This is a genomic window from Pseudomonas shirazensis (genome assembly GCF_050496565.1).
Taxonomy (GTDB): Bacteria; Pseudomonadota; Gammaproteobacteria; order Pseudomonadales; family Pseudomonadaceae; genus Aquipseudomonas; species Aquipseudomonas shirazensis_A.
Genome location: NZ_JBNWAE010000010.1, coordinates 127482 through 146480, shown reverse-complemented (window position 1 = coordinate 146480; position 18999 = coordinate 127482). Strand labels below are relative to the sequence as shown.

The following is an 18999-nucleotide window of genomic DNA, read 5'->3' as shown; positions in this document are numbered from 1 at the left end:
GCGCGCTGCCACACTTGCGTGACAGTTTGATGAACCCTGCCAGACGGTCACTCAGCCAGTATTAAGTACCACCCGTGCATCCAGCGCGTTCCTTTCAATGGCCAGGCATATCTGCCCACGATCTGAAAGGAAAGCGTAATGACCATCGAGGACGACACCCCGGCGTTTCTGCCCCTGCCCGCTGACAGCGGATTATCTGCTATTGCCGAAACAGCCAGCAGCGATGCGGCTGGCGAACAGTGGCAACTGGCGTCGCAGCGGTTCAACGATCTGTTTGCCAAAGCGCCGGGCGCACGCCAGGCCATTGCCGCGCTTCTACGCAGCACCTATGACGTGGATCCCGCCATCACCGGGCTGATGCTCAAGCACGGGCACGGTCAGCACTTCATCAGCCTGCTCGAGCTGAGCGTGTTTGCCAGGCAGCACCCGGCGACGCGCATCCCGGCACAAGCGATCCTTCATGGCGTACCGTCGGATGCGCCCAAGCTGGCCCTGATGAATGCCCAGCAACTGTTCGAAGCGCTTGCCGCGCTGGATATCAGCGCAGCGATCCGGCAGCAATGGCACCGCTACTGGGACGCTCGGGCCAAAGGCTCGCCACTGAGCCGGCGAGCCTTCGCCTGCGAGCAGTATCTGCAGCATCTGCGTGCGGCGCTGGTGCTGGCCGGCGCGAGCAATACGCTAGGCACTGCGCAACTGCAGCCGCTGCTGACTGCGCTGGAGGCACCAGAAGACGTAATCAGCGACGACGCGCCTGTCACTGTGCAGACCGTCAGCAGCGACCCGGGCGCGCTGCTGTTCAGCCTGCCGGGGGACAGCGCACAGGTACTTTACCGCCCCGCACTGAAATCCCCGGTAACCGTTCATAGCACAGAAGAAACACTTCTGGCGGCACTGGCGATTGAGCCCGGGGAACGCCTGCTTTATGAACCACTGGACATGATCGCGCGTGGCTTCACCCGGCTGCTGGAGGCGCAATTGCAGGCGCTGACTGTGGCCATTGAGTACGACCCAGGGAGTGATTTGCAGGCCCATGCAGGCTTCGCCCTGATCAAGGCCGACGAGCTCGATTTGCGCAAGCAGGCTCCGGCGTGGATGGCCAAATCACCGTTGGCCAGCGAGAGCGCGCTGGAGGCGGATGATTCGCCATGCCTGTTCAAATTCGGTCGGTTGGGACTGGACGTACCAGCCTCGGTCCGACGCAGCTTGATCAACCACCAACTGCAAGCGCTGGAGGCACTCGATGCGGCGCATTGCCAGCGCTACGATGCGGCCCAGGCTTCACTGCAAACGGCCCGTGACAACGCCACTGCAGCCGTTGCCGAGCAACTCGGTGCTGCCGACTGGCACACCTCGGCAACCCTGTCAGGCACCACCGACGCGCTGTTGCAGGCCCATCGCCAAGGCTTGCGCGAGCACGCCCGGATTCAGCAACTGTTGGGCCAGATCGATTCCGACGAATTGGCTTGGGTAGAAGCCATAGTGAGCCCTGACCAGGCACACGATATTGCCGTAGCGGCATTGATCGTATTCAAGCAAGGGGCGACCGTTACCAGTACCGACCAGCCAACCGAGTACCGCCTGCAGGACGCCGTGGTCATCACCACCCAGGCAGCCCTCGACCAGCGCACCGGCAGCCACAGCATGCTGCTGTACTGGCCAGGCGCGTCAGGCGGCCTGCTCCGCTGCGCCGACCGCGCAGCGCTCGAAGCCTGTTTCGCCGTGCCCTTAGACCAGCCCGAGACTTTGCGCCTGGAGCCAATTGTCGGCGATCCCCTGCGGGCTGTACTCGACGCTCAGACCAGCAGCACACTGGCGACGCTTGGCGCCGAGGCGGACCCTGCCGATCAGGCTATCGCTGCGGCCAAGGCCACGCTGCAAGCCGGCCTGCAGGTGCCTGCGCACGCCGCACGCGACATCGCCCGCTACATGCTGGAGCAACAACGCGATACGCTTGCCGTGGCAGGTGCAGCCCCCGAGTGGCTGCGCAGCATGCCGAAAAAAGAACGTTCGGCGCTGGTGGCGCTGGTAGCGGCCTACCGCCCGGCAATCCGGGCCAGTCATGCACTCACCAGCCGCGATTTGCCGGGCCGAGACAGTTTCTGCCTGGCCTTGCTCAACCGCCGCTTGAAACAGGACTTCAGCGACTATGACTACAGCCAGATCAGCCTGAACCTGCCCGTCAGTGTGTCACTGGAAAAAGACCCGATCGCCGGCAGCGGTGCGCCCGGTGTGCCGTTCAAACAGGTTGCTGTGCCGAGCAAGACGCGCGAAAGCCTGCCACTGCTGAGCCTGCTGCTGACCAACATCGATGCGCAGATGACCGCGCGGCTGGGCTTTCTCAAGCTCGAACTGGCGACCACCGCCCCCCTCATCCAGAGCTCACTGATTGCGGGTCTGACGCCTGCATACCTGGCCACCCTTGCGCGCGAGCTGGATCTGGCTCAGCAGTATGAAGATGCCATCCGAGCAGCATTCATTGGCCTGCACGAAACCGATTATGCGCGAGCATTTCGCCGCGAGACGCTGCTGGAGCCCCTGCGCCTGATGCTGCAGATGCAAAGCCTGTTGCTGCACGCGCAGGGCCACCTGGACAGCGCCAGCCAAGCCATTTTGCGTATCGCGATCGATGCCAGCAGCGGCGCCCAATACCAGGCAGGCGGCCACGATATTCGCCTGGTCGCCGCACGATTGACCAGCGGCGGCGCTGACACCAACGAGCAAGCCGTCACGCTGTCGGGCATCACCTTCATCGAAGACCGCAGCAGCGGCATCACCCTGCTCTATCAGCCCGACCACCCGAGCACGCCCATCCGCCAGTATCCAAACCTGGAGCAAGCGCGCCTGAGCCTGTTCGAGCGCACCCTGCACGAGGATGAAGCGCAGTACCTGGCCAGCCGCGCATTGCTGGGCAACCCGGCAGCCCATCGTTCGCGCCTGCAACAGGCTCATCTGCGCCAGTTCAACGGCATCATTGGCCTGGGCGTGCAATGGCCAGCCACGACTTCTTTGGCGCAACTGCTGCTGGACGCACAGATGGGGCGGCTGATCGAGGCCAACCGGGCAAGCTCTCGCTCCAACCACGACCTTTGGCTGGAAAACTTCGCCTACCAGAGCGGCATGGTTTTCAACTATCTGAAAATGGCGTTCGGTTTTGTGCCCTTCGTCGGAACCGCCATTGGTATCTACGACTTCTTCGATGCCGCTGCTCAGGCGGTCAGCGCATTCACGCAAGGTGAGGTCGCTCGCGGCATGAGTGAACTGGAGGCCGCACTGGTAGCGTTCATCGATGCGGCAATGGACTTGGTTACCGGCGTTGGTTTCAGCGCCAGCGGTGCCCGGCAAATGGCCCGTGGCCGCCAGTTGCGGCATCTAGCCAGCACCGGCGCCAATCGCTGGCGCCCGGATGCCGGAGCCAGCCAGCGGCTGCAGCGGCTGCAGGGTTATGGCTACCAGCAGCAGCTGTCGCTGGCCAATCGGCAAGCGGGTAGTCACGGGCGCTGGCGCGGCGTCTACTGCCTCGACGAGGGTAACTTCATCGCCATCGAGGGGCAGCCGTTCGAGGTGCAGTGGGACGCGGCAATGAATACCTGGCGCCTGGCCGGAAATCGGCACACCAGCTGGAAACGTGCGGTGGCGCTGGATGCCAGCGGTCGCTGGGACACTCACTTCGCCCTCTACGGCAACCACCTGCAGGGCGCCGGTGCCGGGGGTGGCCAGGCCATCGGCACACTCGCTGACACACTCGAACCACTTTGGCCAGCCGCCATTCGCGAGCGCCTGCCACGCTGGTGGCGTGATCGCGCCTACCGCGTCCACGGGCAATTGCGCGACCGCATTGGCAGCCAGATGGACGTGGTCATGGGCGAGAGCCGCGCGATCAATCAACGTCTGCGCAACACCGATGCCGTCACCGACCCAGGCCTTCCCCGCGCTTTGCAAAAATGCATTGATGACGCCAAACGCGTACATGACGATTGCCTGGCGTTTCAACGCGTATCGACGGGCAGGGTTCAAGCCAGTGCGAAGGCCCAGGCCAATGAACTGGCGGGGCTGATATGCGACTGTCATCACCGTCTGCAGAAGCTCAGCCAGAAACGCAGTCTCAAGCTGCTCGATGAAATCCTTGAGTTGACCCCTGCTTCGCAGAGCAAATCGCAACAGCTGGCAAGCGCCAGCAACACTGGCGAAATTGACCGTATCATTGCCGAAGTACTGGCTCTGCATGCACAAACCCGCGCGCTGCGCTTGAAGATGCTGGCTGAAGTCGAGGTCCTGCGCGAGCAACTGGACGCCCTGCGTATCTGGCGGGTAGCGTTCAACAAGCCAGGCGAGCGGGCCGGCCTGGTGGCCATCATCGATGATGACCTGGCTGGCCTGAGCAATGCCGCGCTGGACTACATGAGCCTGTCGCAACTGACCAGCCTGATAGCCAGCCCGGTAAGTCAGGTAAACCTTGCCTGGCTCAAACTTCAAGGGCAGATCAGTCAACCTCGGGCGAATCTGGATCGCGCCCTCTATGCCCTACACGAATTGGCCGCAGCCAAGCCCAGCGCCGCCCAACGCCAGGCGATCCTGAGTGCTTCGCTGAGCCAGATCGACAGCTTTCGCACCAGTCTGCGCTACTGGCAGTCAAGCTATGCCAGCTACATAGACGCCGCCTCGGCGCAGCGTCTGGACACCACCCTGCAGGCCTATCAGGAACACTTCCGCGGTTTTCTGCTCGACCGCAGCAAGGCGCTGCCCAAAACCCAGACTAAAGGCGCCAGCCAGCCGCGGGTGTTTGCCACCAGCGATAACCAGTATCTGGTCGGCGAGCGCGTCCAGCAGAGCAATACCTACCGCATCACCGGGGTTAATGGCCACACCGAAATCTATGTCCAGGATGGCAGCGGCAACTTCACTTTGAGTAACCCGCCAGTGCTGCCGCCGACCCGGCAGCGCTCGCTGGCAGAACTCAGGGCCGAGGCCAACCGGCAACTGGCCGAACTGAGCGACTACCGCGCTCAGGTCGAGCGCTATGCGCGCCAGGACATGGACGGTGCCAGCCTGGACGACCTGCTGCAGTTCAAGGCCAAGGACCTCAATGACCTGGCCAGGCGCATCCAGGCGCAAACCAGCGAAGAGCCACTGCTGGCGCAGCTCAGGGACTCGGCAAGTACGCTGATCAATGAAGGCCGCGCGCTGCACATCCGTCAGCACAAGGCCAGCAGCCAACCGACGGCGGCCAGGCTTGATTATCTGTTGACGGAAAAGGCAGTCGACATCCAGCGCGTGGGCACTTTGGTCGAACTGCGCAAGCAGGCTGACGGACGCCGCGACTTCATGCAGGAATTCGTTGTCCGGGACCTGCAGCAGCAGCCCGCGCAGCCGCTCTGGTATGCCCACTTCCACTTCAACAAGGCCGAGCCTGGGTTCAGCGACTTCGTCAAAGCTCACTTGAAGACGCCTGCACAGCGTTACCTGGGTCGTGAGTGGCAGAGCGAGCACATTGAAGCCATCTGGCGCGGCGACATTGGTCGTGCACTCGCCGAGAAACACTTCGCGGCGGTGTTCTGACAGACTGCCCGGGCGGGCCATCAAGGCTGCCCGGGCGACACTGGCAGATCGACAAGCCACACCAACATGAGCGAAACTCACTCACTATCGCGTTTAGCTCCGGAGTTGTTTGTGCTTGAAATTCGTCACCTGAAAACCCTTCATGCACTGCGCGAATCCGACAGCCTGGTCGAAGCCGCCGAGCGCCTGCACCTGACCCAGTCGGCCCTTTCACATCAGTTCAAGGAGCTGGAAGAGCGCCTGGGCATGCCGCTGTTCGCACGCAAGACCAAACCGATTCGCTTTACCAGCGCCGGCCTGCGCCTGTTGCAACTGGCTGACGCCACCCTGCCCTTGCTGCGCGGCGCCGAACGCGACATCGCCCGGCTGGCCGGCGGCACTGCCGGGCGCCTGCACATGGCGATCGAATGCCACAGCTGCTTCCAATGGCTGATGCCGACCATCGATCAGTTCCGCGATGCCTGGCCGGAAGTCGAGCTGGACCTGGCTTCGGGTTTTGCCTTTGCTCCGCTGCCGGCGCTGGCCCGCGGCGATCTCGACCTGGTGGTGACCTCCGACCCACTCGACCTGGCCGGGATCACCTACGTGCCGCTGTTCACCTATGAGGCAATGCTGGCGGTAGCCAACCAGCATGCACTGGCGAGCAAGCCGTACATCGTGCCGCAGGACCTGATTGACCAGACCCTGATCACCTATCCGGTGGAGCGCGACCGTCTCGACATTTTTACCCGCTTCCTCGAGCCTGCCGACATCGAGCCCGCCGCCATCCGCACCTCGGAGCTGACGGTGATGATGATGCAGCTGGTAGCCAGCGGTCGCGGCGTCTGCGGCATGCCGCATTGGGCGCTGCACGAATACAGCTCGCGCGGCTATGTGAAGGGCAAGCGCCTGGGTGAAAAGGGCCTGTTTGCCACGCTCTACGCCGGGGTACGCACCGACATGCTCGATGCGCCGTATATGCGCGACTTCCTGCTGACGGCCAAGGACACCTCCTTCGCCACCCTGGATGGGGTCAGTGCGGTGCGTTGAGCAACCGGCGGTACAGCGGCAGAATCAGGTCGCGGGTCAGTGGCGCCAGCGGTGGCGCCGACGGTTGCTCGGCGGTCATCCACAGCACTTCTTCAATCTCCGCTGCGGGCGCTACGGCCGCGGCGCAGTCAACCCGAAACAGCTCGCACTGCACCTCGAAGCCCGGTTCGTTCGCTGCCGGCGCGCTGAACTGGCCCAGGTATTCGGCCGCAGCGGCATCGATGCGCAGGCCGAGCTCTTCTTCCAGCTCACGTCCCAGCGCCGCCAGCGGCGTTTCCCCTGCATCGATCTTGCCGCCAGGCTGCATGAACGCCTGAGTGCCACGCTTGCGCACCAGCAGCGTGCGTCCTTGTGGGTCGATGAGCAGGGCAGCGGCAATGCGGATGATGTTCGGCATGGGTGACTCTGAGGCTGGACGAAGCCGGCGAGGATAGCCGATCCAGTCTGCATGTGTATCAGCACACGCTGCTAGACGAACGGCCCCTTGCCAAGTGCGCGTTCGAGCGCCATAACCAGAACATGAACCTGCCTACCTCGCAGCACCCTGCCCTCGCGCTGTTTCAACCCGCCGTCAGCAGCTGGTTCCGCCAGCGCTTCGCCACGGTTACCGACGCCCAGGCCCGCGCCTGGCCGTTGATCCATGCCGGCCAGTCGGTACTGCTGACGGCGCCGACCGGCTCGGGCAAAACCCTCAGCGCTTTTTTGGCAGTACTCGACGAGCTGTTTCGCGAGGGTCTGGCCAATGATGGCCTCCTGGCGGAGCAAACCCAGGTCATCTATGTGTCGCCACTCAAGGCGCTGTCCAACGACATCCGCCTGAATCTGCAGGCGCCGCTCGAAGGCATCAGCCAGGTTTTGCAGGCCCAGGGGCTGCCGGCGCCACGGATCACCACAGCGGTGCGCACCGGCGACACCCCGCAAAAAGAGCGCGCAGCGATGCGCCGGCGCGCGCCGCATATTCTGGTGACCACGCCTGAATCACTGTACGTGCTGCTCGGCTCGGCGTCCGGGCGCGCAGGTCTGGGCAGCGTGCACACGGTCATCGTCGATGAAATCCATGCCGTGGCCGGCAACAAGCGCGGCTGCCATCTGGCACTGACGCTGGAACGCCTGCAAGCCCTTACCGGCAAGCCATTACGCCGCATTGGTTTGTCTGCCACGCAGCGTCCGGTCGAGCGGGTGGCGCAGTTCCTGGTCGGCCAGCAGCGGCCCTGCGCCATCGTCGACGTCGGCCATACGCGCCAGCGCGACCTGGCCATAGAGGTGCCGCCGGTGCCGCTTGGCGCGGTGATGGCCAGCGATGCCTGGAACCTGATTTACGACCGCCTGGCGGAGCTGGCCCGCGCTCATCGCACCACGCTGGTATTCGTCAATACACGGCGGCTGGCCGAGCGCCTGACTCGCCACCTTGGCGAGCGGCTTGGCCAGCAGGTGGTCGCCGCGCACCACGGCAGCCTCGCCAAAGAGCACCGCCTGCTGGCCGAACAGCGCCTGAAGGCCGGCGAACTGCAGGTGCTGGTCGCCACCGCATCGCTGGAACTGGGCATCGATATCGGCGAGGTCGAGCTGGTTTGCCAGATAGCATCGCCGGGGTCGATCGCAGCGTTCATCCAGCGCGTTGGCCGCTCTGGCCACCAGGTCGACGGCACGCCCAAGGGGCGCCTGTTCGCCACCTCGCGCGACGACTTGATCGAATGCGTGGCGCTGCTGGAGTGCGTGCGCCGCGGCGAACTGGACGAGCTGCACATACCCGAGGCGCCGCTGGATGTGCTGGCCCAGCAGATCGTTGCCGAAGTCAGCAACCAGCCCTGGTCGGAGCAGGCGCTGTTCGATTGCCTGCGCCAGGCCACGCCATTTGCCGCACTGAAGTATGAGCACTATCAGGCGCTGCTGCGTCTGCTCGCCGAGGGTTACAACGGCCGCCTCGGCGTGCGCGGTGCCTATGTGCACCGGGATGCGGTCAGCGGCATGCTGCGCGGCCGTCGCGGTAGCCAGCTGACCGCCTTGACCAGCGGCGGCACCATCCCCGAGAACGCCGACTACAGTGTGCTGCTCGAACCCCAGGCGCTGAACATCGGCAGCGTCAACGAAGACTTCGCGGTCGAGAGCATCACCGGCGATATCTTCCAGCTCGGCAATGCGTCCTATCGCATCCTGCGGGTCGAGGCCGGCAAGGTACGGGTCGAGGATGCCCGTGGCCTACCGCCGACCATCCCGTTCTGGCTGGGCGAGGCGCCCGGGCGCAGCGATGAGCTGTCGGCGGCAGTCGCGCGCCTGCAAGGCCAACTAGACCAGCAGCTGCAAGCCAGCCAGGGGACGCTGGAGCCGGTCAGCCAATGGCTGGCGAGCACTTATCAGCTGGATCAGGCCTGCGTCAGCCAACTGGTCGATTATTTGGGCCGGACCTGGCAGGTGCTGGGCGCCTTGCCGTCCCGGCAGACGCTGATCATGGAGCGCTTTTTCGATGAGTCCGGCGGCACTCAACTGATCATCCACTCGCCCTATGGCAGCCGCATCAATCGCGCCTGGGGCTTGGCCCTGCGCAAACGCTTTTGCCGCACCTTCAACTTCGAACTGCAGGCGGCTGCCAGTGAAGATGCGATCGTGCTGTCGCTGTCGGCTGGCCACAGTTTCGAGCTGGAGGAAGTGTGGCGCTACCTCTCGAGCAACAGCGCCGAGGCGATCCTGATCCAGGCGGTGCTCGATGCGCCTCTGTTCGGCGTGCGCTGGCGCTGGATTGCCTCGGTCGCGCTGGCCTTGCCGCGCTTTGTCGGCGGGCGCAAGGTGGCACCGCAGATTCAGCGGATGAAGAGCGAGGACCTAGTAGCAGCCGTATTCCCCGACCAACTGGCCTGCCTGGAAAACATCGCCGGCGAACGGCAGATTCCTGAGCATCCGCTGGTTGCCCAGACCTTGCACGATTGCCTGCACGAAGCCTTGGACAGCGACGGCTGGCTGGCCCTGCTCAAACGTATGGAAGGCGGCCAGTTGCGCCTGATCAGCCGCGATCTGCCGGCACCTTCGCCGCTGGCAGCGGCCATTCTCAATGCCAGGCCCTATGCGTTTCTGGACGATGCGCCGCTGGAAGAGCGGCGCACCCAGGCAGTGCTGAACCGGCGCTGGAGCGAGGTCGACAGCGCCGATGACCTCGGTGCGCTGGATGCCGACGCCATCACCGCCGTGGCACAGGAAGCCTGGCCGCAACCGAGCAACGGCGACGAAATGCACGATGCGCTGATGAGCCTGGGTTGCATTACCCAGGCCGAGGCAGCGGCCAATCCGGGCTGGCTGGTGCTGTTGCAACGGCTGGCCAAGACTGGTCGCAGCAGCCGTCTGGACGGCCCCGAGCAGGCGCTGTGGCTGGCCCGTGAGCGCTTGAACCTGTTCAACGCGCTGTACCCGCAGGCATTGCTCGAGCCGGCCGTGACCTTGTTACCAGGCTTCGATGCACCGGTCGATGCCGACAGCGCCCTACGCGAGCTGCTGCGCTCTCGCCTGAGCGGATGCGGCCCGCAAAGCCGTGAACAGATAGCCGCACCACTGGGCCTGCCGCCGGCGCAGGTCGAACAAGCCCTGGCCGCCCTTGAACAACAAGGTGTGCTGTTGCGCGGCTATTTCAGCCCAGGCGCGCAGGCGCTGCAGTGGTGTGAGCGGCATCTACTGGCGCGCATTCATCGCTACACGGTCAAGCGGCTGCGCCGGGAGATCGAACCGGTCAGCCTGCAGGACTACATGCGTTTCCTGTTCGACTGGCAACACCTGGCGCAGGACCAGCGCATGCGTGGCCGCGAGGCGCTCGGCGAGATACTCGGCCAACTGCAAGGGTTCCCCGGCGGTGCCGGCGCCTGGGAGGCCGACCTGCTGCCGGCGCGCATCAGCGATTACAGCCCGCAATGGCTGGATGACGCCTGCCGCAGCGGGCAATGGACCTGGAGCCGGCTGGCGTCGACTGCGGCCAGCAGCACCCTGGCGAGCACACCGCTGGCGCTGTTGCCACGCGAGCACCTGAGCCTGTGGCGCAGCCTGACCAGCACCCCCGAGGTCGCCAGCCTCGGCCCACGAGCACAGCGCGTGCATGCCGCACTGCAGGCGCATGGGGCGTTGTTTTTCGAGGAGCTCTCACAGGAGGCGCACCTGCTGCCCAGCGAGCTGGAAACAGCCTTGCAGGAATTGGTCGGGGCCGGCCTGGTTGGCGCCGACAGTTTCATCGGCTTGCGTTGCCTGATCACCCCCGCCGCCAAACGCAAACCCCGTATCAGCCGGCGGGGTCGGCCGCCGTTGTTCAGCGACATGGCCCATGCCGGGCGCTGGGCACTGCTCAGGCGCAACAGCGACGAGCCCGATCACGACCAGCGCCTGGAGTACATCGCGCGGGCGCTGCTGCGCCGCTACGGGGTGATCTGCTGGCGTCTGCTGGCGCGTGAATCGGACGCGCTGCCAAGCTGGCGCGAGCTGCTGCGCTGCTACCAGCGCCTGGAAGCCCGCGGCGAAATCCGCGGCGGGCGGTTTATTGCCGGGCTGGCCGGCGAACAATTCGCCCTGCCGGACGCAGTCGGGCTGCTGCGCCAGGTCCGGCGCAGGCCGCTGGATGGCGACCTGGTGCTGATCAGCGGCAGCGATCCACTGAACCTGCTCGGCACCCTGCTGCCGGGCGCCAAGCTGCCGGCAGTGGCCGGTAATCGGCTGCTGTACAAGGACGGTGTGCCGGTGGCGACGCGGGTCGGCGGGCGCTATGTTTTTCTGCTTGAAGCACCTGCCGAGGAGCAGGATAGCTGGCGGCAAAAACTGCTGCGGGGCTGACTGCGCTGGCCATGTGCCGGGCGTTAGCGCTATGGTCGTGGTTTGCCCCAGGCCCTGAGCCTGACCGAGCCATCGCAAGGATTTCGTATGAGCCTGTCACTCCTCAGCCGCTATGCCTTCTTCGCCGCATCCGTCCTGTTCACCTTCGCCAGCCTGCCGTTTATCCATCATGAGTGGCTCTGGCCGCTCACTCTGACCAGCGCCGTACTGAGCCTGATCGGCGTATTCGACCTGCTGCAAAAGCGCCATGCAGTGCGCCGCAATTACCCGATACTGGGCAACATTCGCTACCTGGTCGAGGCCATTCGCCCGGAAATCCGCCAGTACCTGCTGGAATCCGACAGCGACGCCCTGCCGTTCTCCCGCGCGCAGCGCTCGCTGGTGTATGCGCGGGCCAAGAACGAGGCGTCGGACAAGCCCTTCGGCACCCTGATCGACGTCTACCAGTCGGGCTTCGAGTTTATCGGCCATTCGATGCGCCCGGCGCCGCTGGCCGACCCAGCCAGTTTCCGGATCATCATCGGCGGCCCGCAGTGCACCCAGCCGTACTCTGCATCGATCTTCAACATCTCGGCGATGAGCTTTGGCTCGCTTAGCGCCAACGCCATTCGCGCACTCAACCAAGGCGCCAAGCTGGGCAACTTCGCCCATGACACCGGGGAAGGCAGCATTAGCCCGTATCACCGCGAACACGGCGGCGACCTGACCTGGGAGCTGGGCAGCGGCTACTTTGGCTGCCGCACCGCCGACGGCCGCTTTGACCCCGAGCGCTTTGCCGAACAGGCACGCAACCCGCAGGTGCGGATGATCGAGATCAAGATGAGCCAGGGCGCCAAGCCCGGCCATGGCGGGATCCTGCCCAAGCACAAGGTCACCGCCGAAATTGCCGAGACTCGCGGCATTCTGATGGGTGAAGACTGCATCTCGCCGTCCCGTCACAGCGCCTTCTCAACGCCCATCGAGCTGATGCAGTTCATTGCCCAACTGCGCGAGCTGTCCGGCGGCAAGCCGGTTGGTTTCAAGTTCTGCCTGGGCCACCCGTGGGAATTCATGGGCATCGCCAAGGCCATGCTCGAGACCGGCATCCTGCCCGACTTCATCGTCGTCGACGGCAAGGAAGGCGGTACCGGCGCAGCGCCCGTGGAGTTCACCGACCATATCGGCGTGCCTCTGCGCGAGGGTCTGCTGTTCGTGCACAACACCCTGGTAGGGCTGAACCTGCGCGACAAGATCAAGCTGGGCGCCAGCGGCAAGATCGTCAGCGCCTTCGACATCGCCAGCGTGCTGGCCATTGGGGCCGACTGGGCCAACTCGGCGCGGGGCTTCATGTTCGCCATCGGCTGCATTCAGTCGCAAAGCTGCCACACCAACAAGTGCCCGACTGGCGTCGCCACCCAGGATCCGCTGCGCCAGCGAGCGCTGGTGGTGCCGGACAAAGCCAACCGCGTGCTCAACTTCCACCACAACACCCTGCGCGCGCTGGCCGAAATGCTCGCGGCGGCCGGCCTGGAGCACCCGGCGCAGTTGGAGGCCAAGCACTTGGTACGGCGGATTTCGGCAACCGAAATCAAGCTGTTCTCGCAGATGCACGTGTTCCTCAAACCGGGCGAGCTGCTCACCGGCGAGGTCGATGGCCAGTTCTATTCGCGGATGTGGCAACTGGCCCGGGCCGACAGCTTCGAGCCGCACAGCGAGCAGGCCGCCTAAGCGTTTGCAGCAGGTGTCGGCAGTGTCAGCGGGGCATGCTGGCGCTGCCGCTCACAAAATTTTCACCTGCTGCGGTCAGCGTCTAAGCTTCAGACACGCAAGACGAAATTACTTGGCCGGATAGATGACTATGGGCGCACAGTGGCAATCGGAACCCTCCAGCACCCAAGCACCTGAAGCAGGTCTGGATAATGCTCCGCCGCCAAAACCACCGCGTCAGCGCAGGTTGTGGTGGCGATTGATCATTCTGATCGTACTGCTGGCGATGATCGCCATCGGCTTTGCGGCCTATGACGAAATGCAGACCTCGCACCTGCAGTCGCGCGAATTCAGCCGCCTGGCCGCGACCTTGACCTACAGCCTGGAGCCGGGCCCGAGCGATGCCATCGTCTACCCCGGTGAAGGGCCTTTCGACAAGCGCCTGGGCTACAGCGCGCTGGGTGAATTCCTGCCGCGTCTGCTCAAGCGCGATTACCTGATCAGCGAGCAGGTGCGCTTTTCTCCGGCGCTGATGGACTATGTCGACCATGGCCTGTTCGTGCCTTTTGTCGAAAAGATCCAGGCGGGTTTGACCATCACCGATTGCCGCGGTGACATGCTCTACCAGTACAACTACCCGCAGCACCTGTACCCGGATTTTGCGGCGATCCCGCCGGTGATGGTCAAGAGCCTGCTGTTTATCGAGAACCGCGACCTGCTCGACCCGGCCGACCCGCGCAACAACCCGGCAGTGGACTGGCCACGCTTCGCCAAGGCCGCCTACAGCCAGATTGCCAAGTACTTTGCCCTGCCCGGCCAGTCGGCCGGCGGCAGCACGCTGGCCACCCAGCTGGAGAAATACCGCCACTCACCGGACGGCCTGACCGTCTCGGGGAGCGAAAAGCTGCGCCAGATGCTCTCGGCAAGCGTGCGCGCGTACAAGGGCGGCCCTGACACCACCGAATCGCGCCAGCGCATCGTGCGCGACTATCTCAACAGCGTGCCGCTGTCGGCAGTGCCTGGCCACGGTGAGGTGCACGGCATGGCCGAGGGTCTGCGCGTCTGGTACGGCGCCGACTTCGATCAGGTCAACCGCGCCCTCGCCTCGACCGCCACCGATGCCGACAGCCTCGCCGAACGCGGCCTGGCCCTGCGCCAGGTGCTGTCGTTGATGATCGCACAGCGCCGGCCATCGCATTACCTGTCCAAAGGCCGTGTCGAGCTGGCCGAACTGACCGACTCGCATATTCGCGTGCTGGCGGCGGCGAATATCATCGAGCGGCCACTGGCGGATGCCGCGCTGGCCAGCAAAGCGCGCTATCGCGATTGGGTAGCGCAGCCGACCATCGTCCCGATCATCACCAACAAGGGCATCAGCCTGGCCCGCAACCGCCTGGCCGGGATGCTCAACCGGCCCCTGTATGACCTCGACCGCCTCGACCTGTCGGCCACCAGCACCCTGCAGGGTGATCTGCAGAACCAGGTCAGCGACTACCTGAAAAAACTCTCCGACCCGGCTTTTGCCGGGGAGATGGGCTTGATCGGCGAGCGCCTGCTGACCAGCAAGACCACCGACCAGGTGCGCTACAGCTTCACTCTGTTCGAACGTACCGCCGATGGCTCGCGGGTTCGTGTGCAAACCGACAGTACCGACCAGGCCTTCGATATCAACGAGGGCAGCAAGCTCGAGCTGGGCTCCACCGCCAAGCTGCGGGTGCTCACTACCTACCTGCAGATCATCGCCGAGCTGCACGACAAATATGCCGGCAAGCCGGTCAGTGAGCTGAAGAAGGTAGAGGTCGCCGAGCTGGATCGGTTGACCCAATGGTCGCTGGAATGGCTGACCCTCAACAGCAAGAATCAAAACCTTGATGCGATGCTCGACGCAGCACTTGAGCGCAAATACTCGGCCAATACCGGCGAGGCATTCTTCACCGGCGGCGGCATGCATGTGTTCAACAACTTCCGCAAGGAAGACAACGGTCGCAACCCGACCCTCAAGGACGCACTGCGCGAGTCGATCAACCTGCCGTTCATTCGCCTGATGCGCGACATCGTCCGCTATGTCACCTATCAGCAACCGTTCAACCGGACGATGCTGCTCAAGGACGACGGCGACCCGCGCCGGCAGGAATACCTGGCACGCTTTGCTGATCGCGAAGGCAGCAACTACCTCATGCGCTTCTGGAAAAAGTACCAGCGCAAGACCTCGCAACAGCGCCTGGATACCTTCCTCGACAGCATGCGGGTCACCCCGCAGCGGCTGGCCGCAGTGCACCGCTACCTGTTCCCGGAGGCTTCCCAGGAGACTTTCAACGCCTTTGTCCGCGCGCACAGCAAAAACGACAAGAAGGCGTTGGCCAAGCTCGACGACGGGCGCCTGTCGCAGATGTACGACAGCTACGGCCCCGGCAAATACGACCTGCCCGACCAGGGTTTTATCGCCAAAGTGCACCCGCTTGACCTTTGGCTGCTCGGTTACCTGCTGAAAAACCCCGGCGCGAGCCTGAGCGAGATGCTCAATGCCGGCCGCTTTGAGCGCCAGGAAGTCTACGGCTGGCTGTTCAAGAGCCGCCATCAGGGTGCCCGTGACAGCCGCATTCGGACCATGGTCGAGATCGAGGCGTTTCTCGATATCCATCAACGCTGGAAGCAGGTCGGCTATCCGTTCGATCACCTGGTGCCATCGTTGGCCACCGCCATCGGCAGCTCGGGCGATCGCCCGGCGGCGCTGTCCGAGCTGGTCGGGATCATCCAGAACGACGGCGTGCGCTTGCCGACACTGCGTCTCGACACCCTGCATTTCGCCGCCAACACGCCGTATGAGACCAAGCTGATCAGCGACCCGGACCGCGGCAAGCGGATTCTGCCGGTTGAAGTCGCCCGCGCGCTTAAAGGCGCGATGTCGCAAGTGGTAGACGCCGGTACGGCAAGGCGTATCTCCGGCAGCTTCAAGCTGCACGATGGCACGCCACTGGTGATGGGCGGCAAGACCGGTACCGGCGACAACCGCATCGAGAGCTTTGGTGCCGGCGGTCGGCTGATTGGTTCGCGCTCGCTGAACCGCACCGCAACCTTCGTGTTCTTCCTGGGCGACAACCACTTCGGCACCCTCACCGCCTTTGTGCCAGGGCGCACGGCGGAGGCCTTCACTTTCACTTCGGCGTTGCCGGTACAGGCGCTGAAAGGGATGGCACCGATCCTGATGCCGTATCTCGAACCGGGCAGTAGCACCGAGTGCAAACCACCTCAGTTAGCGGTCAATCACTGACAGCACAGTCACCGTCCGGACAACCCGGGGGTGACTGATCGAATAATCAAATGAGAATCATCACTATCTCTGGCTTGTCTTAAGATATATCTTGAGTAGTATCTAACGATATATCGCAGACGGAGCCTTTATACCATGCGTGATCATGATCCCTTCGACCGCCGCCCCGCCCGCGGCGAACGCGGCCCGAGGGTATTTGCCCCGGGCGATCTGAAATTGCTGCTGCTGGCCATGCTTGCCGAACAGGCCGGGCATGGTTATGACCTGATTCGCCAGATCGAGGCTTTATTCGATGGCAGCTACAGCCCGAGCCCGGGCGTGATCTATCCAACCCTGAATTTCCTTGAGGAAGCCGAACTGATCAGCGGCCAGGTCCAGGGCAGCAAACGCCTTTACGCCATTACCGATGCCGGTCGCTGCGCCCTGACCGAGCAAGCCGTTGCCGTCGATGGCGTGCGTATGCGCATCGAAGTCAGCAAGCGGGCACTGCGCGGCCATGATCGCCCAGCGGAAATTCATGAGGCCGTCGGCAACCTGCGCCATGCGCTGCATATGCACAGCGGCCGCTGGAGCAGCGCCGAGATCGAGCGGGTCAGCAACCTGCTCAACGACACCGCCAAGGCCATTGCCGCCGGCCCGGCCGATTCCGTCACGGAGAACACTTGATGAACAACAGCATTCACCGCGTCAATCACGAAATCAAACAGCGTCGGCTGCAGGTACTGCGGGTGACCGATCTGACTCCGCGCATGCGCCGCATCACCCTTGGCGGGCCTGAGCTGGCAGGTTTTGTCAGCCTCGGCAGCGACGACCATATCAAACTGTTGTTCGGCGTGACCGCTGCCGAACAGGCGGCCATCGACGCGCGTCAGTCGGGCCGCGACGGTGGCGCTCGGCCGACCATGCGCGAGTACACCCCGCGCCGCTATGACCTGGCCAGCGGCGAGCTGGATATCGACTTCGTCCTGCATGGCGACGGCCCCGCCTCGACCTGGGCTGCTCAGGCTGAGCCAGGCCAAGTGCTGAACATCGCCGGGCCAAGGGCTTCGCTGGTGGTGCCGGACATTTTTGACAGCTACCTGCTGATTGGTGACGAGACGGCGATCCCGGCCATTGCCCGGCGCTTGCACGAGCTGCCGGCGGGTCGCCAGGTGGTCGCGCTGATTCAGATTGCCGACGACCAGGAACGCCAGCCGCTGCCGAGCAAGGCTGAGGTCGAGGTAATCTGGGTGCAACGTGACAAGCAGGATCTGCTGGCGCTGATCCGCGAGTTGCCATTGCCTGAGGGCGAGTTATACAGCTGGGTCGCGCTGGAGAAATCTTTGACTCGGCAGGCCAAGGCCTTGCTGCTGGAAAAAGGCGTTAACGAGGATGCGTTGAAGGCCGCCGCCTATTGGCGTGCCGAGGGCAGTACTGATGACGAGTAGTCTCTGTTGGGATTTGGGGATCTGCGGATCTGCGGATCTGGGGCCGCTTTGCGGCCCTTTCGCGACACAAGGCCGCTCCTACAGGGACCGCGTACCATCGGCATGCGCGGTCATTGTAGGAGCGGCCTTGTGTCGCGAAAGGCCAGCGAAGCTGGCCCGGCGATATCAGCGGCGAAGCTGAAAGTGTGGGGCCGCTACGCAGCCCTTTCCGACCGGTCCGGCGCCCCGGCAAGGCCGCTCCTACGGGAACCGCGTCGTTCGCCGACCGCGCCAGCGATCCAGCCCGAGCAATACCAGCCCGATCGCCCAAAACGCAACCAACACCACCAGCGCATTGATCATCACCTGCCCATAACCAAGGCTGGCGACATCAATGAACGGATAGGGATAAACCCCGATCTGCTGCCCACGCCACAACGTATAGGCGAAGTACACCGCCGGATACAGGCTCCACCAGCCCAGGTCAGCCAGGCGCAGCTCACCCTTGGGCACCACTCGCCACCAATACACTATAAACAGCAGCGGCATCACGTCGTGCAGCAACTCGTCCGCAATCCATTGCCAGCCCTGGGGATGCCACAAGTGACGCAGCAGCACGCTGTAGGCAATCGACACCAGCACAATGCTGGCGGCAATGCCTGAGCTGACCCGCGGCGACAGGAACCAACGCCGCGCCGCCGTGGCGTGGCCAAACGCCGCGTAACTCAGCACGGTCGCCACCAGCGTGTTGCTTAAAACGGTGAAAAAGCCGAACAGATTGATCAACCCGCCAATCAGGCTGGCCTGCTCTTGCCAGCGCGCCAGCAACACCAGGTACAGCTGCACACTCAAGCCGAACCAGCCCAGCAGGGCTGCCAGGCTCAGCCATGGATGACGAGGCACTCAGTTTTTGCGCTGCAGTTTGATGTACAGGTACTCGACCTTCTCTCGTGCCCACGGCGTCTTGCGCAAAAAGGCCAGGCTCGACTTGATCGACGGATCACTCTTGAAGCAACGCACGTCGATGCGTTCGGCCAGGCCTTGCCACTGGTAGTGAGCCACCAGCTCGGTGAGGATCTGCTCGAGCGTCTTGCCGTGCAATGCGTTGTGGTTGGCCGTGCTCATGCGGGGCTCCTGCGGTAAAAAGAGGCGCAGATTACACGAGTGTAGAAGCAAAAACCTCTGGCCAGCGCCCAATCAAGCAATGTTATAGTGTAACAATACTAATACCTTGCCAAGGAACGCTTG

General features: G+C 63.8%; 10 protein-coding genes. 7 read left to right on the top strand and 3 right to left on the bottom strand.

Annotation, left to right across the window (positions count from 1 at the left end):
* The first annotated feature begins 138 nt into the window (after positions 1 to 138).
* Complete coding sequence (locus tag ACQZ2L_RS16275) at positions 139 to 5559, top strand: dermonecrotic toxin domain-containing protein (protein WP_430326967.1); 5421 nt, start codon at positions 139 to 141, stop codon at positions 5557 to 5559.
* A 111-nt stretch (positions 5560 to 5670) separates the two neighbouring features.
* Complete coding sequence (gene metR / locus ACQZ2L_RS16270; RefSeq protein WP_430326966.1) at positions 5671 to 6588, top strand: transcriptional regulator MetR; 918 nt, start codon at positions 5671 to 5673, stop codon at positions 6586 to 6588.
* On the opposite strand, the gene ACQZ2L_RS16265 is transcribed toward metR, so the two are convergent.
* On the bottom strand, positions 6572 to 6985 hold the full coding sequence (locus ACQZ2L_RS16265; RefSeq protein ID WP_430326965.1) for an NUDIX hydrolase: 414 nt from the start codon (positions 6983 to 6985) through the stop codon (positions 6572 to 6574). The genes metR and ACQZ2L_RS16265 overlap by 17 nt on opposite strands.
* Before the next feature lie 122 nt (positions 6986 to 7107).
* On the opposite strand from ACQZ2L_RS16265, the gene ACQZ2L_RS16260 reads away from it, so the two are divergent.
* From ACQZ2L_RS16260 to ACQZ2L_RS16240, 5 genes are all read left to right on the top strand, one after another.
* Positions 7108 to 11388, top strand: coding sequence for a DEAD/DEAH box helicase (locus tag ACQZ2L_RS16260; RefSeq protein WP_430326964.1), 4281 nt, complete (start codon positions 7108 to 7110; stop codon positions 11386 to 11388).
* A gap of 87 nt (positions 11389 to 11475) precedes the next feature.
* Positions 11476 to 13095, top strand: coding sequence for an FMN-binding glutamate synthase family protein (locus ACQZ2L_RS16255; RefSeq protein WP_430326963.1), 1620 nt, complete (start codon positions 11476 to 11478; stop codon positions 13093 to 13095).
* A gap of 130 nt (positions 13096 to 13225) precedes the next feature.
* Entirely contained in the window at positions 13226 to 16345 is a 3120-nt protein-coding gene (locus ACQZ2L_RS16250; protein ID WP_430326962.1) for a transglycosylase domain-containing protein, read from the top strand.
* Between the two features lie 135 nt (positions 16346 to 16480).
* On the top strand, positions 16481 to 17011 hold the full coding sequence (locus tag ACQZ2L_RS16245; protein WP_430326961.1) for a PadR family transcriptional regulator: 531 nt from the start codon (positions 16481 to 16483) through the stop codon (positions 17009 to 17011).
* Entirely contained in the window at positions 17011 to 17772 is a 762-nt protein-coding gene (locus ACQZ2L_RS16240; RefSeq protein ID WP_430326960.1) for a siderophore-interacting protein, read from the top strand. Before ACQZ2L_RS16245 ends, ACQZ2L_RS16240 begins: the two co-directional genes overlap by 1 nt.
* A 240-nt stretch (positions 17773 to 18012) precedes the next feature.
* Here the strand turns inward: ACQZ2L_RS16240 and ACQZ2L_RS16235 are convergent, their stop codons facing one another.
* Positions 18013 to 18654, bottom strand: coding sequence for a Pr6Pr family membrane protein (locus ACQZ2L_RS16235; RefSeq protein ID WP_430326959.1), 642 nt, complete (start codon positions 18652 to 18654; stop codon positions 18013 to 18015).
* Positions 18655 to 18876, bottom strand: a complete 222-nt coding sequence (locus ACQZ2L_RS16230) for a VF530 family protein (protein ID WP_314877416.1) — start codon at positions 18874 to 18876, stop codon at positions 18655 to 18657.
* Positions 18877 to 18999: the final 123 nt, after the last annotated feature.